The sequence below is a fragment of the Enterobacter cloacae complex sp. Mu1197 genome, from assembly GCF_040059225.1.
GTDB classification, from domain to species: domain Bacteria; phylum Pseudomonadota; class Gammaproteobacteria; order Enterobacterales; family Enterobacteriaceae; genus Enterobacter; species Enterobacter quasiroggenkampii.
In genome coordinates, this window is record NZ_CP157375.1 from 3,578,424 (window position 1) to 3,601,306 (window position 22,883).

Here is a 22,883-nt window from a genome sequence, read left to right on the forward strand (position 1 = left end):
ATAATTTTTATTGGGAAAAAGCAGACTGCCGCGGCGGCGCGCGGGTATCAGGGTAAAGCCAGGGGAAGAAGTGCCAGTGGTTGACCGCCTGACGCGGCGGCTTAATGCGAAGCCTCTGCAGCACCACGCTGAGCAGGACGATGAGCGCCAGCATTACGCCAGGGACATGCGCTAACAGCACGCAGTAGCCGCACGCTTCCGCATGGTCGACAGGCATCGTGTGCGGCATATCGCCGTGATGCTCGTCCATCGACATCATGCTCATGTCATGATGCATGCCCGGCATGGCGCTCATGGGATCTTTCTGCAGCGAAACGGAGATAAGGGGTGCTACCACGATCAGCAGGATCGCGAACAGCGCGGTCAATGCCGCTGCGCGTTTCCGGTCAGGCTGATGCAGTACGTTATCCACGTCCCCTCCATTCAAGAGGCAAGCATTGTAAATGATTTATGACGAAAGGGTTAACGCGAGAGGTGCGATGGAATAAAAAAAGGGCCAGCCTTTCGGCCAGCCCTTTCTAACAGGATGTCGCTTAAGCGAATCTTAGTTCAGACGCTCTTTAATACGAGCAGACTTACCAGTACGCTCACGCAGGTAGTACAGTTTAGCTTTACGTACAGCACCACGACGTTTAACAGCAATGCTGTCAACTACCGGAGAGTGAGTCTGGAAGACACGCTCAACGCCTTCGCCGTTGGAAATTTTACGAACAGTGAATGCAGAGTGCAGACCGCGGTTACGAATAGCGATAACCACGCCCTCGAATGCCTGCAGACGTTTTTTGGAACCTTCAACAACCCATACTTTCACTTCCACGGTGTCACCTGGACGGAAGGAAGGTACGTCCTGCTTCATCTGCTCTTGTTCAAGTTGCTTAATAATGTTGCTCATAATTTAATCTCTTATCCTGGGTAAACTGATATTCGGGAGCGTATTACGCATTCCCATCATGTTCATGCTGCTGTTGCGCGTGTTCAGATTTGAACTCGGCCAGCAACTTTGCTTGCTCTTCAGTCAGAGCCAGGTTTTCCAGAAGTTCAGGTCTTCTAAGCCAGGTTCGGCCCAGCGACTGCTTCAAACGCCAGCGACGTATCTCGGCATGGTTTCCAGACAGTAACACTGCCGGGACCTCCATCCCTTCTAACACTTCAGGACGAGTATAGTGTGGACAGTCCAGCAACCCATCGGCAAAGGAATCTTCCGTTGCCGAAGCTTCATGGCCCAGAACACCCGGAATAAACCGGGCGACGGAGTCAATCAGCGTCATTGCCGGTAACTCACCACCGCTGAGAACGTAATCGCCGATAGACCATTCTTCGTCAATCTCGGTTTGAATTACGCGCTCATCTATCCCTTCGTAGCGCCCACAGACCAGAATCAGCTTTTGATTCGTCGCCAGTTCGCTCACGCCCGCTTGATCAAGCTTGCGTCCCTGAGGTGACAGATAAATCACCTTTGCGCCTTCACCTGCCGCGGCTTTTGCTGTGTGAATGGCGTCCCGTAAGGGTTGCACCATCATTAGCATCCCCGGTCCGCCGCCGTAAGGACGATCGTCCACGGTACGGTGCCGGTCATGAGTAAAGTCACGAGGACTCCAGCTCTGGATGCTCAGCAGGCCATTCTTTACTGCCCGGCCAGTTACCCCGTAATCGGTAATCGCGCGGAACATTTCAGGAAACAGGCTAATTATGCCAATCCACATAGCGCCGTCTTTTACCGTTTATCCGGAGAATTTAAAAACCAGGATCCCAATCTACTTCAATGGTTTGAGTAGTGAGATCGACTTTCTTGATAACCTGTCCATCGAGGAACGGGACCAACCGCTCCTTGATGCCAAATGCATCTTTCAGGTTTGCCTTAATGACGAGAACGTCATTCGACCCGGTTTCCATCATATCGATGACTTTCCCCAGGCTGTAGCCTTCGGTAGTGACTACCTGGCAACCCATAAGGTCTTTCCAGTAGTAGTCGCCCTCTTCCAGCTGTGGCAACTGCGACGAATCCACGACAATTTCACAATTAGTCAGCGCATTCGCGGCATCACGATCGTCAATGCCTTTCAGCTTGATGATGATGTCCTGATTGTGGTGACGCCAGCTTTCCAGCTCGACCTCTTCCCACTTACCGCCTTTCTGGATAAACCAGGGCTGGTAATCAAAAATGCTATCAGCGTCTTCAGTGGAGGAAAACACTCTGAGCCAACCACGGATACCGTAGCAAGAACCCATTTTTCCCAATACGATCGGTTCAACAGGTGCTTTATTGCTCATCATGACCACCGTGACAGATTAAGCTGCTTTGTTTGCTGCTTTGATCAGCGTAGCAACGCGATCGGAAACAGTAGCGCCCTGGCCAACCCAGTGAGCGATACGATCCAGATCCAGACGAGTTTCTTCTTCTGCGCCAGCGGCCAGTGGGTTGAAGAAACCAACGCGCTCGATGAAGCGACCGTTGCGTGCATTACGGCTGTCAGTCACAACAACCTGGTAGAACGGACGCTTTTTAGCGCCGTGACGTGCTAAACGAATAGTTACCATAACATCCTCTTGTGTGAATAAAACAACCGGGCCCCATCGAGGAACGGAGCCCGGGTGTCATATTAAAAGCCCGAAAATTTTACTCATTTTCGGGCAAAAAGCAATCTCAAAAGCGATTAACGCCCTGGAAAACCGGGAGGCATCATCCCTTTCATGCCGCGCATCATCTTCGCCATGCCGCCTTTCTTCATTTTCTTCATCATGCGCTGCATGTCGTCGAACTGTTTCAGAAGGCGGTTAACGTCCTGCACCTGCATGCCGCAACCGGCTGCGATACGGCGTTTACGGGAACCTTTGATGATGTCCGGGTTAGCGCGTTCTTTCAGCGTCATCGAGTTGATGATCGCCTCCATACGCACCAGCACCTTGTCATCCATCTGCGCTTTCACGTTGTCAGGGATCTGGCCCATGCCCGGCAGTTTGCCCATCAGGCTGGCCATGCCGCCCATGTTTTTCATCTGACGCAGCTGCTCAAGGAAGTCGGTGAGATCGAAACCGTCGCCTTTTTTCAGCTTGCTGGCCAGCTTCTCGGCCTGCGCGCGGTCAACCTTGCTCTCGATATCTTCGATCAGCGACAGCACGTCGCCCATGCCAAGGATACGGGAGGCAATACGATCCGGGTGGAACGGCTCCAGCGCTTCGGTTTTTTCGCCCACGCCAAGGAACTTGATCGGCTTGCCGGTAATGTGGCGAATCGAAAGGGCCGCACCGCCGCGGGCGTCACCGTCCACCTTGGTCAGCACCACGCCGGTTAACGGCAGCGCTTCGTTAAACGCTTTCGCGGTATTCGCGGCATCCTGACCGGTCATGGCGTCGACAACAAACAGGGTCTCTACCGGGTTGATAGAGGCATGCACCTGCTTGATCTCGTCCATCATCGCTTCGTCAACGTGCAGACGACCGGCGGTATCCACCAGCAGCACGTCGTAGAATTTCAGCTTCGCCTCTTTCAGCGCGGCGTTAACGATGTCGACAGGCTTCTGCGCCACGTCGGACGGGAAGAAATCCACGCCAACCTGCTCTGCCAGGGTTTCCAGCTGCTTGATCGCCGCCGGGCGATAGACGTCCGCAGAGACCACCAGCACTTTTTTCTTGTGCTTTTCGCGCAGGAATTTACCCAGCTTACCGACGCTGGTGGTTTTACCCGCACCCTGCAGGCCTGCCATCAGCACCACGGCCGGTGGCTGAGCGGCCAGGTTAAGCACCTGGTTCTCTTCGCCCATCGCCGAAACCAGTTCATTACGAACGATTTTGACGAACTCCTGACCCGGGGTCAGGCTCTTGTTAACTTCATGACCAACCGCCTTCTCTTTAACGCGGTTGATAAAATCACGAACAACCGGCAACGCGACGTCTGCTTCCAGCAGCGCCATGCGCACTTCGCGCAGCGTTTCCTTGATGTTCTCTTCAGTAAGGCGTCCGCGGCCGCTGATGTTGCGCAGCGTGCGCGACAAACGATCGGTTAAATTATCAAACATTGTCTCTCGCCTGAGTAGAAACGTTGGGCCGCCATGAGCGACACATACACAGAATTTTGCCGGAGTATAACATGAAGGCGCCTTTGTTGTTATGCAACGGTTGGAGCAGGCGTCACGTAACGTTATACTGCTTCTCTTTCTTATTAAGACAACTGTCGATGCCTATATGCCTGTTTTCGCACTGATCGCCCTTGTTGCCTACTCTGTCAGCCTCGCGCTGATCGTTCCCGGACTGCTGCAAAAAAACAGCGGCTGGCGGCGCATGGCTATTCTTTCTGCGGTCATCGCACTGATTAGCCACGCCTTTGCGCTGGAATCACGCATCATTCCCGGCGACGGCAGCGTGCAAAACCTGAGCGTCCTCAACGTCGGCTCGCTGGTCAGCCTGATGATCTGTACGGTAATGACCATCGTCGCGTCTAAAAATCGCGGCTGGCTGCTGCTGCCGATTGTCTACACTTTCGCGCTGATCAATCTGGCCCTCGCCACCTTTATGCCTAATGAGTTCATTACGCATCTGGAGGCGACGCCGGGGATGCTGGTGCACATCGGCCTGTCGCTCTTTGCCTACGCGACGCTGATTATCGCCGCGCTTTACGCCATGCAGCTCGCCTGGATTGACTACCAGCTGAAAAACAAAAAGCTGGCCTTTAACCATGAAATGCCGCCGCTAATGGTCATTGAGCGTAAGATGTTCCATATCACCCAGGTGGGGGTGGTGCTGCTGACGCTCACGCTCTGCACGGGCCTGTTTTACATGAAGAACCTGTTCAGCGTGGAGAATATCGATAAAGCGGTGCTCTCCATCATCGCGTGGTTTGTCTATATTGTCCTGTTATGGGGCCATTATCATGAAGGCTGGCGCGGTCGTCGCGTGGTCTGGTTCAACGTCGCGGGTGCGGGCATTCTCACCCTTGCCTATTTTGGCAGCCGCTTCATACAGCAATTTGCTGGCTAAGAAACAAAGGAGTTCCCCCTGGAACACATCTCTACCACCACGCTGATCGTTACGCTGATCGTCATGGTGGTCATCTCCGCCTATTTCTCCGGCTCGGAAACCGGCATGATGACCTTAAACCGCTACCGGTTACGTCATCGTGCTAAACAGGGTAACCGTGCCGCCCGTCGCGTTGAAAAACTGCTCCGCAAGCCGGATCGCCTGATTAGCCTGGTGCTTATCGGCAACAACCTCGTCAACATTCTGGCCTCCGCCCTCGGCACCATTGTCGGGATGCGCCTGTACGGTAACGCCGGGGTGGCGATTGCCACCGGCGTGCTGACGTTCGTGGTGCTGGTGTTTGCCGAAGTGCTGCCGAAAACCATCGCCGCACTTTACCCGGAGAAGGTCGCCTACCCGAGCAGCTTCCTGCTGGCACCGCTGCAGATCCTGATGATGCCGCTGGTCTGGCTGCTGAACATGGTGACGCGCGTCCTGATGCGGATGGTGGGAATCAAAGCCGACGTCACCATCAGCAGCGCACTCAGCAAAGAGGAATTGCGCACTATCGTGAATGAATCCCGCTCGCAGATCTCCCGGCGCAATCAGGACATGCTCCTGTCGGTGCTGGATCTGGAAAAGGTGAGCGTGAACGACATCATGGTGCCGCGTAACGAAATCGTCGGTATCGACATTAATGACGACTGGAAAGCCATCGTTCGCCAGCTGACGCACTCTCCGCACGGGCGCATTGTGCTGTACCGCGACTCGCTGGATGACGCCATCAGCATGCTCCGCGTGCGCGAAGCCTACCGTCTGATGACCGAGAAAAAAGAGTTCACCAAAGAGGTGATGCTGCGCGCCGCCGACGAGATTTACTACGTGCCGGAAGGAACGCCGCTCAGCACGCAGTTGGTGAAATTCCAGCGTAACAAGAAGAAGGTCGGCCTGGTGGTCAACGAGTACGGCGATATTCAGGGGCTGGTGACGGTCGAAGATATTCTGGAAGAGATTGTCGGGGACTTTACCACCTCAATGTCGCCTTCCCTCGCGGAAGAGGTCACCCCGCAAAACGACGGCTCGGTGCTGATTGACGGAAGCGCAAACATTCGTGAACTCAACAAAGCCTTTAACTGGCATTTGCCGGAAGATGAGGCTCGCACCATTAACGGGATGATTCTGGAAGCGCTGGAAGAGATCCCGGCCGCGGGCACGCGGGTGCGCATTGAGCAGTACGATATTGATATCCTGGACGTGCAGGACAATATGATCAAGCAGGTGAAAGTCCTGCCCGTTAAACCCCTGCGCGAAAGTATCGCGGAGTAAGGTTATAGGCCGGGTAAGGCGAACGCCGCTACCCGGCACTACGGATAGCGAATTACGCTTTCGCTTTCGCCACGGTTACCATCGCCGCGCGAATGGTACGGCCGTTCAGGGTGTAACCTTTCTGCATTACGCCCAGCACTTTACCGGCTTCAATCTCTTCAGATTCAACCATCGCAATCGCCTGGTGAACGTTTGGATCCAGCGGAACGTCGGTATCGGCAATCACTTCCACGCCAAACTTACGCACCACGTCGAGCATGGATTTCAGCGTCAGTTCGATACCTTCGATCATTGCGGCGTTGTCCGGATTCGCTTTGTCAGCCACTTCCAGCGCACGATCGAGGCTATCGATGACCGGCAGCAGTTCGTTGACGAATTTCTCCAGCGCAAATTTATGCGCCTTCTCAACGTCCTGCTCGGTACGGCGACGCAGGTTTTCCATTTCGGCCTTGATGCGCAGAACACTGTCGCGTTCGCGATTCTGTGCTTCTACCAGCTGGGCTTCCAGATTCGCAATTTTTTCATCGCGCGGGTCCACCTGCTCAGCAGATGCGTCTGGCTCTACAGCCTCAACTTCATCGTGCTGTTCCGTGATAATTTCTTCAGGGGCTTGCCCCTCAGGCGTTTTCTGTTCTTTACTACTCATGAATTTCTCCGCGTTTTTCTGCATTCATCTCGCTAACTTCGCTTATTATGGGGATCAGTTTCCGGGATTCAAGGGAACAAGACAGATTGTCATCATTCATCAGGCACAAGGACCTCCAGAAAATGAATAATCATTTCAGGTGTATTGGGATCGTCGGGCATCCGCGTCACCCTACCGCACTAACGACACATGAAATGTTGTATCGCTGGTTGTGTAGCAAAGGCTATGAAGTGATGGTCGAGCAGCAGATTGCCCAGGAGCTGCAGCTGAAGAGCGTCAAAACCGGCACGCTGGCGGAAATTGGTCAACAGGCCGATCTCGCGGTGGTGGTGGGCGGCGACGGCAACATGCTCGGCGCGGCCCGCACGCTGGCGCGTTATGACATCAAGGTCATCGGCATCAACCGTGGCAATCTCGGTTTTTTAACCGACCTCGACCCGGACAATGCGCAGCAGCAGCTGGCCGACGTGCTGGAAGGCCACTATATCAGCGAAAAACGTTTTTTACTGGAAGCGCAGGTGTGCCAGCAGGACTGCCAGAAGCGCATCAGCACCGCGATTAACGAGGTGGTTCTTCACCCCGGTAAAGTGGCGCACATGATTGAGTTCGAAGTCTATATCGACGAAATCTTTGCCTTCTCCCAGCGTTCTGACGGGCTGATTATCTCGACACCGACCGGTTCAACCGCCTACTCGCTGTCTGCCGGCGGCCCGATTCTGACGCCCTCATTGGATGCCATTACCCTGGTGCCGATGTTCCCGCACACGCTCTCCGCCCGCCCGCTGGTGATCAACGGCGACAGCACGATCCGTCTGCGCTTCTCGCACCGTCGTAACGACCTGGAGATCAGCTGCGACAGCCAGATTGCGCTGCCGATCCAGGAAGGTGAAGATGTGCTTATTCGCCGGTGTGATTACCACCTGAATTTGATTCACCCGAAAGATTACAGCTATTTCAATACATTAAGTTCGAAGCTTGGCTGGTCAAAAAAATTGTTCTGATTTAGCATCCAGTACTTTACTGTATAAAAAACCAGTTTATACTGTATGAAAACACAGTCATGGTTTTTCATACAGGAAAACAATTATGCTGGCACAACTGACCATCAGCAACTTTGCCATTGTTCGTGAGCTTGAGATCGATTTCCACAGCGGCATGACGGCGATCACCGGGGAAACCGGTGCGGGTAAATCCATTGCCATTGATGCCCTCGGCTTGTGCCTTGGCGGCCGCGCCGAGGGCGACATGGTGCGCATGGGCGCAAACCGTGCCGACCTGTGCGCCCGCTTCTCCCTGAAAGACACCCCTGCAGCTCAGCGCTGGCTGGAGCAGAACCAGCTTGAAGATGGACGTGAGTGTTTACTTCGCCGCGTGATCAGCAGCGACGGCCGCTCACGCGGCTTTATCAACGGCACGGCGGTCCCGCTCTCCCAGCTTCGTGAACTCGGTCAGTTGCTTATCCAGATCCACGGTCAGCACGCGCATCAGCAACTCGTTAAACCCGAACAGCAGAAAGCGCTGCTGGATGGCTATGCGGGTGAGTACGCGCTTACTCAGCTTATGGCGGAGCACTATCGCCAGTGGCATCAGAGCTGCCGCGAGCTTGCTCAGCACCAACAGCAAAGCCAGGAGCGCGCCGCCCGTGCGGAGCTGCTGGAATACCAGCTCAAAGAGCTGAACGAATTTAACCCGCAGGCGGGTGAGTTTGAGCAAATCGACGAAGAGTACAAGCGCCTGGCGAACAGCGGACATCTGCTCTCAACCAGCCAGAATGCGCTCAACCTGCTCGCGGATGGCGAAGACGTGAACCTGCAGAGCCAGCTGTATAACGTCCGTCAGCTGCTTACCGAACTGGTCGGCATGGACAGCAAACTGTCTGGCGTGCTGGATATGCTGGAAGAGGCGGCCATTCAGATCTCTGAAGCCGGTGACGAACTGCGTCACTATTGTGAGCGTCTGGATCTCGACCCGAACCGTCTGTTTGAGCTGGAACAGCGTATCTCCCGTCAGATCTCGCTGGCGCGCAAGCACCACGTTACGCCGGAAGAGCTGCCGGGCTACTATCAGTCTCTGCTGGACGAGCAGCAGCAGCTTGATGATCAGGCTGACTCGCTGGAAACCCTCTCTCTGGCGGTGAGCCTGCATCATGAACAGGCGCTGGCGACGGCGCAAAAGCTGCATGAAATTCGTCAGCACTATGCTCAGGAGTTAAGCCAGCACATTACCGACAGCATGCACACGCTGGCGATGCCGCATGGCGTCTTCACCATTGACGTTCGCTTTGAAGAGAATAACCTGACGGCGGAAGGTGCGGATCGCATCGAATTCCGCGTCACCACCAACCCGGGGCAGCCGCTGCAGGCGATCTCCAAAGTGGCCTCCGGCGGTGAACTGTCACGTATTGCGCTGGCGATTCAGGTGATCACCGCGCGTAAAATGGACACCCCGGCGCTGATTTTCGATGAAGTGGATGTCGGCATCAGCGGCCCGACGGCGGCGGTAGTGGGTAAACTGCTGCGCCAGCTCGGCGAATCCACGCAGGTGATGTGTGTCACCCACCTGCCGCAGGTCGCGGGCTGTGGCCATCATCACTTTATCGTCAGCAAAGAAACCGACGGTGAAATGACCGAAACGCACATGAAGCCGCTGGATAAACGTGCGCGTCTGCAGGAGCTGGCACGCCTGCTCGGCGGCAGCGAAGTCACGCGTAACACGCTCGCGAACGCGAAAGAACTGCTGGCGGCATAAACTTTTTCGGGATCTCAGGGTCATACAGAACAACAAAAACGCCGCCAGACCGGTTTCAAAGTGGGGCAAGGTCTATTATCATCGGCATATTACATATGAGCCGCGTTCTGCTCGGGCCCGAAAAGGAATCAAATCACTATGCGTTGTAAAATGCTGACCGCTGCCGCAGCGGTTCTTCTGATGTTGACCGCAGGCTGTTCCACTCTGGAGAAAGTGGTTTACCGTCCTGACATCAACCAGGGGAACTACCTTACCCCTAACGATGTGTCCAAAATCCGCGTGGGGATGACACAACAGCAGGTCGCTTATGCACTGGGAACCCCGATGATGTCCGATCCGTTCGGCACTAACACCTGGTTCTATGTATTCCGTCAGAAGCCGGGCCATGAAGATGCGACCCAGCAGACCCTGACGCTGACCTTCAGCAGCGCCGGTGTGTTGACCAACATCGACAACAAGCCTGCCCTGACCAAATAATCCGGTGTCAGAAAAGCAAAAAGGTGCTCATTGAGCACCTTTTTTGTTTTGTGTTGATCCCCTCGCCCCTTTGGGGAGAGGGTCAGGGTGAGGGGAAGAAAGCGCTATTTACTGGCCTTCTCCGCGCGCTGACGACGCAGCTCTTTCGGGTCGGCAATCAGCGGACGATAAATCTCCACCCGGTCGCCCTCTTTCAGCACATCGCCGAGCTTCACCGGACGGCTGTAAATCCCGACCTTATTCTTCGCCAGGTCAATATCGCTGCGAAGCTCGAGGATGCCGGAAGCACGGATGGCCTCCTCAACGGTCGCCCCCTCTTCCAGCGTCACGCGCTGCAGATACTGCTTCTCCGGCAGCGCGTACACCACTTCTACAGCAATCTTATGCGACACTGTAAACCTCTTTGGCGCGGGTGGTGAACGCCTGAACCATATTCGATGCCAGCTCTTTAAAGATGCGGCCAAACGCCAGCTCAATCAGCTTATTGGTGAACTCGAAGTCCAGATGGAACTCAATGCGGCAGGCGTCAGCGCTCAGCGGCGTAAACTTCCAGCCCCCCATCAGGGTCTTAAAGGGACCATCCACCAGATGCATCAAAATACTCTGATTGCTCGTCAGCGTATTACGGGTGGTGAACGTCTTGCTGATCCCCGCTTTGGAGACATCCACCGCAGCGGTCATCTGCGTCGGACCGGACTCCAGAACGCGGCTCCCGGTGCATCCCGGAATAAACTCTGGATAAGACTGAACATCGTTCACTAACTGATACATTTGTTCCGCGCTGTAAGGCACAAGCGCAGTACGGCTAATCTGAGGCATAGCATTTCCCATGGTCACACAACGGACAAATAATAACATTTATCACCTGTTAAAAAAACGCTAAGCCTCATCTCGTGCTAAGATAGCGCGTTAGACCTCACAGGACGCAATGAGGTGACTTTTTGAAATCAGATTACCGACGGCTTTACGACACTTATGACGAAGAAAAAAGCACATAAACCAGGCTCGGCGACCATTGCGCTCAACAAGCGTGCTCGCCACGAGTATTTCATTGAAGAAGAATTCGAAGCTGGCCTTGCGTTGCAGGGCTGGGAAGTAAAATCGCTGCGCGCCGGGAAAGCCAACATTGGCGATAGCTACGTGATCCTGAAAGATGGCGAAGCCTTCCTGTTCGGCGCGAACTTTACGCCGCTGACCGTCGCCTCTTCACACTACGTGTGTGACCCAACGCGCACGCGCAAATTGCTGCTGAACAAGCGTGAGCTGGAATCCCTCTACGGACGCATCAACCGCGAAGGTTTCACCGTGGTCGCCCTGTCGCTGTACTGGAAAAACGCCTGGTGCAAAGTGAAAATTGGCGTCGCGAAGGGTAAAAAACAGCACGACAAACGTACTGACCTGAAAGAGCGTGAATGGCAGCTCGACAAAGCGCGCATTATGAAAAACGCAGGACGTTGATTCTGCACACTTATTGTACTATTCAATTAGTTAGCGTTCCGGGCTGGTATCCAGGAAGTGAAATCTGGTATACTCAGTTCAACACTATTGGGGCTGATTCTGGATTCGACGGGATTTGCGAAACCCAAGGTGCATGCCGAGGGGCGGTTTGCCTCGTTAAAAGCCGCAAAAAAATAGTCGCAAACGACGAAAACTACGCTTTAGCAGCTTAATAACCTGCTCTGAGCCCTCTCTCCCTAGCTTCCGCTCTTAAGACGGGGATCAAAGAGAGGTCAAACCCAAAAGAGATCGCGTGGAAGCCCTGCCTGGGGTTGAAGCGTTAAAACTAATCAGGCTAGTTCGTTAGTGGCGTGTCTGTCCGCAGCTGGCGTGCGAATGTAAAGACAAACTAAGCATGTAGTACCGAGGATGTAGAAATTTCGGACGCGGGTTCAACTCCCGCCAGCTCCACCAAATATAATGGTCTGATTCTCTTAGAGTTTCAGGCCGTTTTTCTTTGGGCGTGTGGCACAACTGTGACTTAGGAGTGTACCATATGCCATCAAACAGTATCCCCCATTACCTCTATAAGCGTAACCACACCTGGTGGTTCAAGAAGCGTTTCGTATCTGAGGGCAATGCAATCGAATACAGACTGAGCCTGCAAACAGCAAGCTTTCAGCGTGCCAGCCTTACTGAACAACGGCTCAAAACACCTAATGCCTTACGTTATATTCCTCTACATAAGTGCCTGATCGATTTAGGTTTATTAGCTTCGTTGAGGATATCAAAGCTTTAACAGGAGGCAACGGCAGATTGTTCCCTGAAATCAAGGCGATAAAAAGGCTATCACTCACACAAACCTGGTGAATGGTTAAACAGAAACCTCTGCAACAAGCTGGAGTTAACGACTGCTTCGACGCTCTATACTTTCAGACATGCTTTTCGAGATAAATTGGTAATGCTGAACGCAACGGATGAATACTTGAACCGTCTGATGGGGCATAAAGGGAGCCCATACGCCCGTGTGTCCACTACCGGGAAAAGTCTGGATACACAACTCGAAGCGCTATCCGGCTGGCGCTGTCGTCCGTGAACCTCCTTTCTCTGGCTAGCCTTGCCCGTCAGAAACACCCGGCCTGTCAGATTGTCCTCGCTGCTGACCGTGACCTTAACGGCGATGGTCAGACAAAAGCCGCCACGGCCGCAGAAACCTGTGAGGGCGTTGTTGCCCTGCCGCCGGTGTTCTGTGACTGGAATGATGCGTTTATGCAGAATGGCGGGGAGGCCACCCGAAAAGCGATTTATGATGCCATCCGGCCACCAGTACAAAGTCCGTTCGACACCATTAGCGAGGCGGAATTTACCGCCATGAGCGCCAGCGACAAGGCTCTGCGGGTGCATGAGCATTACGGCGAAGCACTGGCGGTGGATGCGAACGGCCAGCTCCTGTCCCGTTATGAAGCAGGGATATGGAAAGTCGTTCAGCCGTCCAGTTTGGAACGCGACGTAGCCGGGCTTTTCCAGCGCCTGCGCGCCTCGTTCTCGTCGGGGAGAATCACCTCAGTGGTGGAGACGCTGAAGCTGATTATTCCGCAGCAGGACGCACCGGCACGCCGTCTGATTGGTTTTGGTAACGGCGTACTCGATACCGCCACCGGTACTTTTAGCCCGCATCATAAATCGCACTGGCTGCGCACGCTGTGCGACGTGGATTTTACTCCGCCGGTCGAGGGGGAAACGCTGGAAACCCATGCCCCGAATTTCTGGCGCTGGCTCGACCGTGCTGCCGGTAGCAGACCAGAAAAACGCGACGTAATTCTGGCCGCGCTGTTTATGGTGCTGGTGAACCGCTACGACTGTCAGCTCTTTCTCGAAGTGACGGGGCCAGGGGGAAGCGGAAAGAGTATTCTGGCCGAGATTGCGACCATGCACGCAGGCGAGGACAACGCCACGTCGGCGACCATCGGGACGCTGGAATCGCCACGCGAGCGCGAAGCGCTGATAGGCTTCTCACTCATCCGCCTGCCTGACCAGGAGAAATGGAGTGGGGACGGGGCAGGACTCAAGGCCATCACCGGGTGCGATGCCGTGTCGGTTGACCCGAAATACCGCGATGCGTATTCCACGCACATTCCGGCGGTGATTCTGGCGGTGAACAATAACCCGATGCGCTTCACCGACCGCAGCGGGGGCGTGTCCCGTCGCCGGGTGATTATCCACTTCCCGGAGCAGATAGCCCCGGCGGAGCGCGACCCGCACCTGAAAGACAAAATCGCCCGCGAGCTGGCGGTTATTGTGCGCCAGCTTATGCAGCGGTTCGGCGATCCGATGACAGCCCGCACGCTGCTTCAGTCTCAGCAGAACTCCGGCGAGGCACTCAGCATCAAGCGCGATGCCGATCCAGCGTTTGATTTTTGCGGGTATCTGAAAGCGCTGCCGGATGCAGACGGAATGTATATGGGAAATGCTAATATCGTGCCACGTCAGACTCGTGTTTATCTGTATCATGCCTATCTGGTCTACATGGAGGCGCACGGGTATAAAAACACGCTGAGCCTCACCATGTTCGGCAAGGGGTTGTCAGCCATGCTCAAAGAATACGGCCTGAATTATGACAAGCGCAGGACGAATCAGGGCATGCAAACTAACCTCACGCTGAAAGAGGAAAGCAACAGCGACTGGATGCCGAAGTGCGACGAACCTACCGCGAAATAGACTACTCTGACCGGCTAATGCCGGTCTTTTTTGGCCTGCGCTACGGCCAGATTGAACAGCTTTCCCAGATGAGGCTTTTTAACATCAAAAGTTATCAGGCCGCTCAGTACCAGAAACGGGGATAGCTAACTTTATAGAGAAGACCATTGCTTTTTAAGATTTTTCGTATAAATATTGTACTTACAAAAACATACCTACAGTCTGAAACTATATGAATTTCACTTTACTGAGGGTTACTTTAAAGTGAGATTTTTCTGTTTAAAGAAAAGGAACACAAATGATTAGCAACATCTCTTCGAAGAATTTCAAAGCATTCGAATATATAGATATGGACATTAGGCCTATAACTTTAATTGTCGGCCCAAACAACTCTGGAAAATCTTCAGCCTTAGCTATCCCGAGAATACTTTCACAGACACTTCAGAGTTATGATAATAATATCCCACTACTTCTCAATGGTTATCTCGGGGATTTTGGAACTTACAAAGACATTACCTTTGGAAACATCACAAGACGTGGCATTGAAATAAAAATAAGCACATTTAAAAACACAAACTCTAATTTTTATTTAAGTTACTTTAGAAGATCCGGCTTGGATTATAACTCTGAAATTTTATTCACTTTTAAGTACAAGTATAGGTCTAAACTCCGTGAAATTGTTTTGAGAGAAATAAACATTGAATGTAGTGGTAAAAATGTAATTACTATTACTAGATCCGACGATAGTGAAAACTACGTTATTAACACCTTGAATAATGTGGTTATACCAGCTGAATTGCGATCTTCTATATCAAAAAATATGAGGGTTTTCAACTTTTTGCCAAGAAACCTTTTCCTGTCTCATGAGTTAAACAACAACAATAAGCTAAAGGAATTGATTGACGAAGAAACAATGAATACAACAAGAGTATTAAATTTTATTTGTGACATTTTGCACAAAGATTTAATCGGCTTAGAATATTTGGGTGCTATGCGTTCTGCTCCATCTCGAAGCTATTTATATTCTGGCGAAAGACATTCTAAAGTTGGTGTCGCAGGTGAAAACTCGGCTAACATACTTGCAATGGATGAGATTAAAGGTGGTAAGAAAGCCAAAAATCTTATATCAAAAGTATCTGACTGGCTGAATAAGGCAGGAATTGCATCCGATTTAAAAATAAACCATCTTTCTGACCGTCATTATGAAATAAAAATACAACACCCTGTTACAAGAGAATATGAAAACTATGCAGATGTAGGTTATGGAAATAGCCAGATCATCCCGGTCTTAACTGCTGGTTATAATATGAATGAAGGCAGCGCATTAATCGTTGAAGAGCCTGAAATACATTTACACCCTAAAGCTCAAGCGGAGCTTGCAAGCTTCTTCCTTGATATGTATAAAGATAAAAAAACTATTATTGCCGAGACGCATAGTGAGCATCTAATTGTTCGTCTTCAGCAGTACATTGCATCTGGATTATTATCTGAAAAAGATATTGTTATTTATTACTCTCACTTTATTGACGATAAAAAATCACTCATAAAACTTGAATTAGATGCTTTAGGTAACTTTACCCAGCCTTGGCCTGAAGGTTTTTTCCCGCAACGACTTGAAGAGGCTAAAGCATTAGCTAAGGCTCGATATAATCAGACATCTCAAACATTACGGAATGAAGAAAAATGAATCTTGTTATAGATGCAAATGTATTTAAAGGATTCTATCAGGAGTCTGTACTTGAGTTAACAGTGGAGAGAACCAGTTTAACTGGTTCAACATTAGAATTATTTGACGCAGATGATAAAATAATTTATCTGGATGAAGGTGCGCAAATTGAAACTGAGTGGAGAAAAGTAGTTTGCCCTGAATGGTTTAATGCCTGGCTCATATATAGCATAGAGGCAGGGAATATAATAAATATACCTACTAATAATCATGAGGCAATTTTGAAAGCTCTGAGAACTAAAGGCTTCCCCTCTTCTGGGGACAAATGGTATATAAGAACCGCGGTAAGTTTGACAGATGCAAACCATGAGGTGAAATTCATCACAGAAGATATGGATTTCTATGATCCAACAAAGAAAAACGTCAATGGTTCTAATAGAGTAAATATCATGAAAAGTAAGTCATCAACTATCAGGAAACATCTTTTAAAAAAAACCGGTCTATCTGTCATGCCAGTTTGCGAATTCAATGAGTTGTAGAGATTCTATTGAACTTTATGGAAAATGAGCTCCTAAGAATACAAAAACACTTCATTTTCCATTTCTCCTCGAATTATCAAGTTAAACATATAGATCAACCCACGTTTATACTAGTCACTGTATCCTTCTACTTTATGGGCTCTATTATCACGCAAGAATGCAATAACTATCTCTTACGTGAAAACTTCGCTGAATTGCAAAATTCGTAGCCACAATTCTTAAGAGCAGTAGCGTTGGAAGTCCGTTCCTCGCTCATAGCAGACTATAACGATTCTGTAGCGGTGAACAGTAAAGTGTTCACTGTTCATCAAGAATCCACAGGCTAACACAATGAAAATAAACCAAAAAATCACTTAGTGAACAGTATGAATAGTAGAACACAAAAAAACTTTTCTCCTGACGATGTAAATGCCGAGAAATGTTCAAGAGTAAAAACAGACGACGATTTTAGAAAGTCAAGATCGCTATAACCCTTCCTAATTGGTACACGTTTAGGTACATAACTGAAAGTTGAATACGTAAAAAACATTAATATTTAATCACTTAAGATATCTATTCAGACTCCGCCAGCACCAAAATTCTCCATCGGCGATCACCAGAGTCGACTGATGAAGTCCTGAAAGCCCGCACGGCGCAAGCCCTGCGGGCTTTTTTGTACCCTCAACATGTCCCGCGAAGTCCGTAAATTTTCCCGGCGACACAGCAACATCACGCCATTAAACATTGTTTTTCTCATGCTCAATAAGCCATTCTTTGCGTGAAATCCCCCCACCATAACCTGTCATCGTCCCATCTTTTCCAATTATCCTGTGACAGGGGATCACAATCGCAATCCGGTTGGCACCGTTAGCGGCAGCGACGGCGCGCACAGCATTTGGCTTATTAAGCCGTAGTGAAATGGCCTGATAGTGTGAGGTCTGTCCATAGGGAACAGTACGCAACGCATGCCAGACGGATTGTTGAAAATCACTGCCCGGAGCATCTAAAGCCAGATCAAACTGTCGGCGCGTTCCGGAAAAATACTCGTCGATCTCTTTTACTGTCTGCCGGGTATGGCTGTTTTCGCCGGTGACGATTCTGGCGTTAAATAAACGCTGAATATCGCGGAATTCAGTTTCTAACATCCGGCGATCGGTAAACTCCAGCAGACAGACTCCCCGCTCTGTCGCGCAGACAAACATCGGTCCAAGCGTCGTGGTAAACCGGTGAATGACTATCACCTGGGTTGCCTGAGTCGGCGCAGCGCCAGTAAGACGCTTGTAGGTATAACCAAAGCCGCTCAGCGATTCATAGCCATTGTCCAGCGCAACGTCAGTCGCCGCTCGTCCACTTTTCAGCTCCTGCAGGGCAACGTTCACCCGCTGCATTCGCTGGAAAGCCTGAAAAGTGATGCCGTGATGTTGCAGGAACCAGCGCCTTACCCGCTCCGGGCTGATGCCATGCTGACGAAGCTCCGCGTCTGCTACACGGGATTTGATATCGCGCCTGACAAGCGCAAGCGCCTGCTCAACGAATAATGGCGCGCTGTGCGCATTTTCCGCAGGTCTGCAGACTTTACAGGGACGAAAGCCGTCCGCCAGGGCAGATTTGGCATCTTTATAAAATTCGACATTTTCGCGCTTGGGCTTTCGCGCCCGGCATACCGAAATGCAGAATACACCAGTGGTTTTGACGCCAACAAAAAACACGCCAGTGTAGTCTGAAGCACGTTCAAGTAATGCCTGATACCAGATATCACACAGATTTTTATCGGTTATTTTCATCACCAAAAAGTCCTTCAAACGTCTGACGAGATCGGATCGCATGCATGACATCAGTCAGCGTTGACTGCATCGCTGAATGAACAAAATTGCCCATTGAAATGCGGCTTACCCCTGCCCGTTTCAGCCTGTCGAATGACGGAAGATCGGGCATACACATGACATTCAAAGGCAACCCCGTTGCCTCTGCAATGAGGCTGATGTCTTTCTCTGACGTCAGGCAGGGAACAAAAAGGCCGTCAGCACCTCCAGCTTTATAGCGTTGACCCCGTAATATCGTCTCCTGCAACGCGTCTTCATGCCCGAGCAGGTACGTGTCAGTCCGGATGTTCAGAAACAGGCTGTAATTTTCGCTTCTCAGCGTATCGCATACTGTTCTCAGGTTACGGGAAAAGTCAGAGGCATCGTCAAGCTGACGAACCCCGTTTATGACTCGGCTGTCTTCGAGGTTAACGCCCGCGACGCCTGTCTGAGCAAGGCGCCGCAGATTGTCTGCTATCTCTTCGGCTGAATCACCATACCCTGCTTCCATGTCAACGCTCAATGGCAGGTTGCTGGCAGCCCGGATCCGGGTGACCATATAAAATAACTCATCAAACGGCACTCCCTGCCCGTCGTCATATCCCAGTGTGGACGCTATAGCTGCACTGGACGTTCCCAGAACCTGGTAGCCTGCTTTTTGCGCAGCGACAGCACTGGCGGCATCCCAGACGTTGGCGATAAGAAGAGGCTCATGCTGATAGTGGCGTTCTGCAAAGTTCATATTCATATCCTCTCGATAGATTGAAAATGAATCTAAGCACTCAGGAAGAACCTCACAACCGAAATTCAGACGACCATTTTTTAGCAAACGTCGTCTGAACATGGGGGGCGGAACAGACCAAAACCTTTCAGGCCCGGGCTCCGGCTTTCAGCATGGCTAAGCAGACGAGGCTCTCCCACATGTTCCCCGGTGAAAGCATGGAGCAGGTGACCCAGTGTTCCGGCGAACACAATACGCTGAGCCATGATTTCGTCATAGTAGAGAGGGTCTACCACAACGACAAAATCAAGATCGGAGTATTTATCAAACCCGCTATGAACAAGCGAGCCGCCAGCGAGAAGGGAGTAAATCTGCGATCATTCCACCACAATCACTACGTCCAGCCCTGACAGAGCTCATTCATCTTCTCGCTTGAGAAGCTACCCTCTCCCTTTGACCAACATCAACGACACCGCCCCTCCCCCTATGGAGAATAAAAAAACACCCCTACCCAGCGCTACGGAATAGCCGCTTAACCCGGAAGGAACTCCACCATGTACAGACCCATAACCGTCATCATATTCATTCTCCTGACGCTCGCCGCCCTCGCGGAAATAGGCGTTTTACCCTTTGGATAATCCTCAGGCGAAATACCTCTCATCAGGGCATGTTGATCTCATTACAGTTTTTTCCTAAAGCCATCCCGTTTCGCCTGTGCCATGCTGAATCACGCTCATAACCGATAACGTTAAATGAGGATATTATGAAAAAAACAATTATCGCATTATCTGCCGTTCTGCTGGCTTCCCCAGTATTTGCTGCGACCACACATGCAACTGACGATACCGTCGCGGCGGCGAACGCAAACGCCAACGAGGCGAAGCAAAAACTGCACGAAGAGCAGAACAAAGGTGAAGAGCTGAAGCTGAAACAGAAGCATGCTGCGGAAGGCAAGAGCGAGAGCCTGGGCAGCAAGGTCAGCGAAGATTCCCAGAAAGCCTGGCATAAAACCAAAGAAGGCACCGAGAAAGGGTGGGATGCCACCAAAGAAGGCGCTGAGAAAGGCTGGAACAAAACCAAAGAAGGTGCCAGCGAGCTGGAAAAGAAAGTCACTGAGTAATTAGTTATACTCACGAAAAGGTCGCGCTTGCGGCCTTTTTTATTTCTTCGAATATAATTAGCACCTCAGGCGTTTACGCAGTGCGCACTTATCGGAGAAACCACTATGTACCGCCTTTTGGCCTTTCTGACCGTTCTGCTGTTGTGCCCTTCCCTGCATGCTGCCCCGAAAAGCTACCTTATCGATACCGATAACACCGCCATTCGGCTCTCGTGGCATGCCTTCGGCGGCATCCTCTCCTGGGCAACGTTCAGCGGCGTAACGGGTGCCGTGACGCTCAATCCGGATAACGACGTTGACGACCACATCCACGTCACCATTCCTGTGGCCACCCTGGTGGCCTCAAACACGCTGCTCACCTGGCAATTAAAAAGCGACATGTTTTTTGATGCGGAGCACTACCCGACCATCGAGTTCATCAGCTCTCGCGTGGTCGCCCAGGGCGCCGGACGGTTCAGGGTGTTCGGCACGCTGACCGTACGAAACATTGCCCGGCCGGTGATCCTGGAGGCCGTGGTGAAAGACCCGCATGCGCAGGCCCCCACGCTGGACGCCACCACGGCGATCTCGCGCGCGTCCTATGGGATGGATAAGTTTGCCCTGGTCGTGGACGATCGTATTGCCATCGCCATTGCGATTCAGACGAACAAGGTGCCGTCACCCTGAGATCAGGCGCTGTAGCTGCTCCGCGTGTTCCCGCAGATAGGACGGTGGGTTGCGGCCAATCAGGACAAACTGGTAGCCCGCCTCCTGCCACCAGGCCAGGTTCATGCTGTGCCGCTGTTCTTCACGGAGCGAGGCCGTCGCCTTTTCATCAACAGGCGAAATACAGAGGGCCATCGGGCCGTAGTCGGGGTTGATCCAGGCAATCTGCGCGATAGACGTCGTTTCATAGCGCAGCATGCGCACCATTTTAAGCTCTGCCCCCTGCAGGGTAAGCTGCGACAGGTTTAGCCTCATGCCGATGTCCTGCGCGGCCCGTTCCAGCCCGCGCTGCAGGACCGGCGTTGCGCTGTCCATATCCAGCAGCGTCTCGACGCTGTACAGGGACATATATTGCGCTTCGAGGTCGCGGATATGGGCGTTCTCATCCTCTGGGCCAGCAGCAGGCCGCAGCAGGTAGCCCAGCCCGGAGCCGACCAGCAAGAAACTGACCGAGGCGGCGATCAGCGCCCGTCGGCTGACGCCAGTCGGCGTGGCGGACTGCGGGTCGGGAAGTGCCGCAAGACGCGCCTGCATCGTCTCAAGAGGCGCGTCATCCAGCAGGGAAGCAAACGCCCCGGCGTAATCCTGGCTGCTTTTCATCAGTTCATCGGTTCGTCCGGCGAGGCGTTCGTCACGCTTTAACTGTTCTTCAAACTGCTGCGCGTCGGCGAGACACATCTCGCCATCTATCCAGGCCACGATGGCGTCGTCGTTATAGGGCGGTGTAAAACGGTGCGCGTTCAAGAGCGTTTCTCCTTTACCGGAGGGAGTGCGTCAGCGGATCTGGCAAGCCGAGCCCGCGCCGTCGCCAGCCGGCTCATCACGGTACCGATCGGCACCGCCAGGGTCTCCGCCGCCTCCTGGTAGGTAAAGCCTTCGACATAAACCAAAAATACCGCGTTGCGCTGGGCTTCGGGCAGCGCGTTAACGCGCTGCATTACCTGAAGGTAATGCAGGCGCGTCTCATTCTGTTCGCAGGTGTCCGGCGCCAGCAGCTCGTCGCTGGGAACAAATCCCTGCCCCTGTCGAACGTGTCGTGCCCGAAGCTCAGAGATCCAGATGGAGTGCAGGATCGCGAACAGCCACCTGTCGATGCGCGTGCCAGGCGTATACTGGCTGCTTCTTTCAAGCGCACGCACGCAGGTGGACTGAACCAGCTCTTCGGCGATATCCCTGTTTCGCGACAGCACCAGCCCATAGCGCCAGAGGCGCGGCAGGAGTGCGGCGAGCTGTTGACGAACCTCACGGGTTGCGATGGGTTTTCCCTCCACGAGATAATCAGGACTCCGGGTGTCCATTGATGGCGGCCTGCAGGTCACGGTACTCCTCGCAGGACTGGCCGCAGATACCGGCAATCACCTTCAGCTGTTCTTTCGCGAGGTCCGGGCGTCCTTTCACCATCCATGCTTCACCGAGATACTCCCGGGCTTTGGCATAATCCGGCGCGATAGCCAGCGCGCGCTGGTAGTAACCAATCCCTTCGTCCGTGCGGCCCAGTTTGCGCGTGGCGAACCCGCGATAGTTCCACGCTTCAGCCGTATTGCCATTTTTCAGCGAATCAAGCAGATTCAGCGCCGCCTGGTACTCCCCTTTCTTCGCGAGATGGTACGCGTAGTTGGTTTTGTCCTGGTCGCTGAGGCTGCTGCTCTTGTCCGGCACGCATTTCTGCGTGGCGCTGTCATACACCTGTCCGGAAGGACAATCAGGCGTTTTGCTCTCGGTACTATTATTGCCCATGGCCAGCGCCAGTGGAGACAGCAGGGAAAAAATCAGCACCGGGATCAAACGAAACGAGGTCGTGTTCATACAAAACTCCAGGGTAAGTGGGGAGTGACGTCAGTAAACGTCCGGCTGACGATTTTTATTCATTCTTCGGTGAATTTTTTGCTTTCCTGAAGTCCTGCCCGTGCCTCAGTCGGAAAGAAAATAAATCAGCTTATTTTCTCTTTGCTTGCCCGTTATTATTGCTTACGCGTGATAGCAGAGTTTCAACCCTGTACAAGAATATATTTCATTACCTCAATGACATAATATATCTTACATCAAAAACGTTACCCTAACTTAAAC

The 22,883-nt window shown here is 52.2% G+C and carries 24 protein-coding genes, 1 other RNA gene and 2 pseudogenes; 12 read left to right on the forward strand and 15 right to left on the reverse strand.

All coding sequences use genetic code 11. The features are described 5' to 3' along the window. Window positions 1-7: 7 nt before the first annotated feature. From ABFV38_RS16735 to ffh, 6 genes are all read right to left on the reverse strand, one after another. A complete protein-coding gene (locus ABFV38_RS16735; protein ID WP_111967696.1) occupies window positions 8-412 on the reverse strand; it encodes a DUF2946 domain-containing protein in 405 nt (134 codons plus the stop codon). A 132-nt stretch (window positions 413-544) separates the two neighbouring features. Further along, on the reverse strand, window positions 545-892 hold the full coding sequence (rplS, locus tag ABFV38_RS16740; RefSeq protein ID WP_002914145.1) for a 50S ribosomal protein L19: 348 nt from the start codon (window positions 890-892) through the stop codon (window positions 545-547). A 43-nt stretch (window positions 893-935) separates the two neighbouring features. Then, window positions 936-1,703, reverse strand: coding sequence for a tRNA (guanosine(37)-N1)-methyltransferase TrmD (gene trmD, locus ABFV38_RS16745; RefSeq protein WP_229226514.1), 768 nt, complete (start codon window positions 1,701-1,703; stop codon window positions 936-938). Window positions 1,704-1,734: 31 nt separating this feature from the next. Then, window positions 1,735-2,274 carry a ribosome maturation factor RimM gene (rimM, locus tag ABFV38_RS16750; RefSeq protein ID WP_032640972.1) on the reverse strand — a complete coding sequence of 180 codons (540 nt, stop codon included), beginning with the start codon at window positions 2,272-2,274 and terminating at the stop codon, window positions 1,735-1,737. Between the two features lie 15 nt (window positions 2,275-2,289). Then, window positions 2,290-2,538, reverse strand: a complete 249-nt coding sequence (gene rpsP, locus ABFV38_RS16755; RefSeq protein ID WP_003863133.1) for a 30S ribosomal protein S16 — start codon at window positions 2,536-2,538, stop codon at window positions 2,290-2,292. 116 nt (window positions 2,539-2,654) lie between these two features. Further along, window positions 2,655-4,016, reverse strand: a complete 1,362-nt coding sequence (gene ffh, locus ABFV38_RS16760; protein WP_014884878.1) for a signal recognition particle protein — start codon at window positions 4,014-4,016, stop codon at window positions 2,655-2,657. Window positions 4,017-4,182: 166 nt separating this feature from the next. Between ffh and ABFV38_RS16765 the strand changes: the two genes are divergently transcribed. Next, entirely contained in the window at window positions 4,183-4,974 is a 792-nt protein-coding gene (locus tag ABFV38_RS16765) for an inner membrane protein YpjD (RefSeq protein WP_014884879.1), read from the forward strand. An 18-nt stretch (window positions 4,975-4,992) separates the two neighbouring features. Then, a complete protein-coding gene (locus ABFV38_RS16770) occupies window positions 4,993-6,279 on the forward strand; it encodes an HlyC/CorC family transporter (protein ID WP_045909263.1) in 1,287 nt (428 codons plus the stop codon). A gap of 52 nt (window positions 6,280-6,331) precedes the next feature. Here ABFV38_RS16770 and grpE read toward each other — a convergent pair whose 3' ends face one another. Continuing rightward, window positions 6,332-6,925: a nucleotide exchange factor GrpE gene (gene grpE / locus ABFV38_RS16775; protein WP_008502499.1), complete on the reverse strand. Its 594-nt coding sequence runs from the start codon at window positions 6,923-6,925 to the stop codon at window positions 6,332-6,334. Between the two features lie 122 nt (window positions 6,926-7,047). On the opposite strand from grpE, the gene nadK reads away from it, so the two are divergent. The 3 genes from nadK (at window position 7,048) to bamE (ending at window position 10,150) form a co-directional block, all read left to right on the forward strand. Beyond that, complete coding sequence (gene nadK, locus ABFV38_RS16780; RefSeq protein WP_008502500.1) at window positions 7,048-7,926, forward strand: NAD(+) kinase; 879 nt, start codon at window positions 7,048-7,050, stop codon at window positions 7,924-7,926. An 85-nt stretch (window positions 7,927-8,011) separates the two neighbouring features. Then, window positions 8,012-9,673, forward strand: a complete 1,662-nt coding sequence (recN, locus tag ABFV38_RS16785) for a DNA repair protein RecN (protein ID WP_348957609.1) — start codon at window positions 8,012-8,014, stop codon at window positions 9,671-9,673. A 138-nt stretch (window positions 9,674-9,811) separates the two neighbouring features. Then, window positions 9,812-10,150: an outer membrane protein assembly factor BamE gene (bamE, locus tag ABFV38_RS16790; protein ID WP_008502502.1), complete on the forward strand. Its 339-nt coding sequence runs from the start codon at window positions 9,812-9,814 to the stop codon at window positions 10,148-10,150. Between the two features lie 104 nt (window positions 10,151-10,254). Here bamE and ABFV38_RS16795 read toward each other — a convergent pair whose 3' ends face one another. Both ABFV38_RS16795 and ABFV38_RS16800 read right to left on the reverse strand, forming a co-directional pair. Further along, the gene (locus ABFV38_RS16795; RefSeq protein WP_023325903.1) at window positions 10,255-10,542 is read right to left on the reverse strand and encodes an RnfH family protein; all 288 of its coding nucleotides are present in this window, start codon (window positions 10,540-10,542) and stop codon (window positions 10,255-10,257) included. After that, on the reverse strand, window positions 10,532-10,969 hold the full coding sequence (locus tag ABFV38_RS16800) for a type II toxin-antitoxin system RatA family toxin (protein WP_014832955.1): 438 nt from the start codon (window positions 10,967-10,969) through the stop codon (window positions 10,532-10,534). The genes ABFV38_RS16795 and ABFV38_RS16800 overlap by 11 nt, the downstream gene beginning before the upstream one ends. A gap of 156 nt (window positions 10,970-11,125) precedes the next feature. Here ABFV38_RS16800 and smpB point away from each other — a divergent pair, with 156 nt between their 5' ends. The 5 genes and pseudogenes from smpB (at window position 11,126) to ABFV38_RS16825 (ending at window position 16,489) form a co-directional block, all read left to right on the forward strand. Continuing rightward, complete coding sequence (gene smpB / locus ABFV38_RS16805) at window positions 11,126-11,608, forward strand: SsrA-binding protein SmpB (protein WP_024908331.1); 483 nt, start codon at window positions 11,126-11,128, stop codon at window positions 11,606-11,608. Window positions 11,609-11,697: 89 nt separating this feature from the next. Further along, window positions 11,698-12,061: a transfer-messenger RNA gene (gene ssrA / locus ABFV38_RS16810) on the forward strand. 603 nt (window positions 12,062-12,664) lie between these two features. Beyond that, window positions 12,665-14,305 (forward strand): annotated as a pseudogene (locus ABFV38_RS16815) (primase-like DNA-binding domain-containing protein); the annotation flags it as partial. 277 nt (window positions 14,306-14,582) lie between these two features. Next, window positions 14,583-15,971 carry an AAA family ATPase gene (locus ABFV38_RS16820; protein WP_348957610.1) on the forward strand — a complete coding sequence of 463 codons (1,389 nt, stop codon included), beginning with the start codon at window positions 14,583-14,585 and terminating at the stop codon, window positions 15,969-15,971. After that, window positions 15,968-16,489 carry a hypothetical protein gene (locus tag ABFV38_RS16825; RefSeq protein ID WP_348957611.1) on the forward strand — a complete coding sequence of 174 codons (522 nt, stop codon included), beginning with the start codon at window positions 15,968-15,970 and terminating at the stop codon, window positions 16,487-16,489. Before ABFV38_RS16820 ends, ABFV38_RS16825 begins: the two co-directional genes overlap by 4 nt. A gap of 716 nt (window positions 16,490-17,205) precedes the next feature. On the opposite strand, the gene ABFV38_RS16830 is transcribed toward ABFV38_RS16825, so the two are convergent. The 3 genes and pseudogenes from ABFV38_RS16830 to ABFV38_RS16840 form a co-directional block, all read right to left on the reverse strand. Further along, entirely contained in the window at window positions 17,206-18,252 is a 1,047-nt protein-coding gene (locus ABFV38_RS16830; RefSeq protein ID WP_348959429.1) for a methylated-DNA--[protein]-cysteine S-methyltransferase, read from the reverse strand. After that, on the reverse strand, window positions 18,236-19,012 hold the full coding sequence (locus ABFV38_RS16835) for an isocitrate lyase/phosphoenolpyruvate mutase family protein (protein WP_348957612.1): 777 nt from the start codon (window positions 19,010-19,012) through the stop codon (window positions 18,236-18,238). The genes ABFV38_RS16830 and ABFV38_RS16835 overlap by 17 nt, the downstream gene beginning before the upstream one ends. Before the next feature lie 158 nt (window positions 19,013-19,170). Further along, a pseudogene (locus ABFV38_RS16840) lies at window positions 19,171-19,368 on the reverse strand (nucleotidyltransferase domain-containing protein); the annotation flags it as partial. Window positions 19,369-19,754: 386 nt separating this feature from the next. Here ABFV38_RS16840 and ABFV38_RS16845 point away from each other — a divergent pair. Then, complete coding sequence (locus ABFV38_RS16845; protein ID WP_023333137.1) at window positions 19,755-20,111, forward strand: hypothetical protein; 357 nt, start codon at window positions 19,755-19,757, stop codon at window positions 20,109-20,111. A 105-nt stretch (window positions 20,112-20,216) separates the two neighbouring features. Further along, window positions 20,217-20,777, forward strand: coding sequence for a YceI family protein (locus ABFV38_RS16850; protein ID WP_063616778.1), 561 nt, complete (start codon window positions 20,217-20,219; stop codon window positions 20,775-20,777). Here ABFV38_RS16850 and ABFV38_RS16855 read toward each other — a convergent pair. From ABFV38_RS16855 to ABFV38_RS16865, 3 genes are read right to left on the reverse strand one after another with little or no spacing between them, the layout of a single operon-like run. Next, the gene (locus tag ABFV38_RS16855) at window positions 20,769-21,560 is read right to left on the reverse strand and encodes a hypothetical protein (RefSeq protein WP_348957613.1); all 792 of its coding nucleotides are present in this window, start codon (window positions 21,558-21,560) and stop codon (window positions 20,769-20,771) included. The genes ABFV38_RS16850 and ABFV38_RS16855 overlap by 9 nt on opposite strands. Next, window positions 21,557-22,114 carry a sigma-70 family RNA polymerase sigma factor gene (locus ABFV38_RS16860; RefSeq protein WP_235404749.1) on the reverse strand — a complete coding sequence of 186 codons (558 nt, stop codon included), beginning with the start codon at window positions 22,112-22,114 and terminating at the stop codon, window positions 21,557-21,559. Before ABFV38_RS16860 ends, ABFV38_RS16855 begins: the two co-directional genes overlap by 4 nt. Next, a complete protein-coding gene (locus ABFV38_RS16865) occupies window positions 22,095-22,622 on the reverse strand; it encodes a tetratricopeptide repeat protein (RefSeq protein ID WP_023294382.1) in 528 nt (175 codons plus the stop codon). Before ABFV38_RS16865 ends, ABFV38_RS16860 begins: the two co-directional genes overlap by 20 nt. Between the last annotated feature and the right edge of the window lie 261 nt (window positions 22,623-22,883).

Excerpts from the sequence above, each read along its gene's own strand:
- rplS (WP_002914145.1), bottom strand. The coding sequence starts at position 892 with ATGAGCAACATTATTAAGCAACTTGAACAAGAGCAGATGAAGCAGGAC.
- trmD (WP_229226514.1), bottom strand. The coding sequence starts at position 1,703 with ATGTGGATTGGCATAATTAGCCTGTTTCCTGAAATGTTCCGCGCGATT.
- rimM (WP_032640972.1), bottom strand. The coding sequence starts at position 2,274 with ATGATGAGCAATAAAGCACCTGTTGAACCGATCGTATTGGGAAAAATG.
- rpsP (WP_003863133.1), bottom strand. The coding sequence starts at position 2,538 with ATGGTAACTATTCGTTTAGCACGTCACGGCGCTAAAAAGCGTCCGTTC.
- ffh (WP_014884878.1), bottom strand. The coding sequence starts at position 4,016 with ATGTTTGATAATTTAACCGATCGTTTGTCGCGCACGCTGCGCAACATC.
- ABFV38_RS16765 (WP_014884879.1), top strand. The coding sequence starts at position 4,183 with ATGCCTGTTTTCGCACTGATCGCCCTTGTTGCCTACTCTGTCAGCCTC.
- grpE (WP_008502499.1), bottom strand. The coding sequence starts at position 6,925 with ATGAGTAGTAAAGAACAGAAAACGCCTGAGGGGCAAGCCCCTGAAGAA.
- nadK (WP_008502500.1), top strand. The coding sequence starts at position 7,048 with ATGAATAATCATTTCAGGTGTATTGGGATCGTCGGGCATCCGCGTCAC.
- recN (WP_348957609.1), top strand. The coding sequence starts at position 8,012 with ATGCTGGCACAACTGACCATCAGCAACTTTGCCATTGTTCGTGAGCTT.
- bamE (WP_008502502.1), top strand. The coding sequence starts at position 9,812 with ATGCGTTGTAAAATGCTGACCGCTGCCGCAGCGGTTCTTCTGATGTTG.
- ABFV38_RS16800 (WP_014832955.1), bottom strand. The coding sequence starts at position 10,969 with ATGCCTCAGATTAGCCGTACTGCGCTTGTGCCTTACAGCGCGGAACAA.
- smpB (WP_024908331.1), top strand. The coding sequence starts at position 11,126 with ATGACGAAGAAAAAAGCACATAAACCAGGCTCGGCGACCATTGCGCTC.
- ABFV38_RS16820 (WP_348957610.1), top strand. The coding sequence starts at position 14,583 with ATGATTAGCAACATCTCTTCGAAGAATTTCAAAGCATTCGAATATATA.
- ABFV38_RS16825 (WP_348957611.1), top strand. The coding sequence starts at position 15,968 with ATGAATCTTGTTATAGATGCAAATGTATTTAAAGGATTCTATCAGGAG.
- ABFV38_RS16830 (WP_348959429.1), bottom strand. The coding sequence starts at position 18,252 with ATGAAAATAACCGATAAAAATCTGTGTGATATCTGGTATCAGGCATTA.
- ABFV38_RS16835 (WP_348957612.1), bottom strand. The coding sequence starts at position 19,012 with ATGAACTTTGCAGAACGCCACTATCAGCATGAGCCTCTTCTTATCGCC.
- ABFV38_RS16845 (WP_023333137.1), top strand. The coding sequence starts at position 19,755 with ATGAAAAAAACAATTATCGCATTATCTGCCGTTCTGCTGGCTTCCCCA.
- ABFV38_RS16850 (WP_063616778.1), top strand. The coding sequence starts at position 20,217 with ATGTACCGCCTTTTGGCCTTTCTGACCGTTCTGCTGTTGTGCCCTTCC.
- ABFV38_RS16860 (WP_235404749.1), bottom strand. The coding sequence starts at position 22,114 with ATGGACACCCGGAGTCCTGATTATCTCGTGGAGGGAAAACCCATCGCA.
- ABFV38_RS16865 (WP_023294382.1), bottom strand. The coding sequence starts at position 22,622 with ATGAACACGACCTCGTTTCGTTTGATCCCGGTGCTGATTTTTTCCCTG.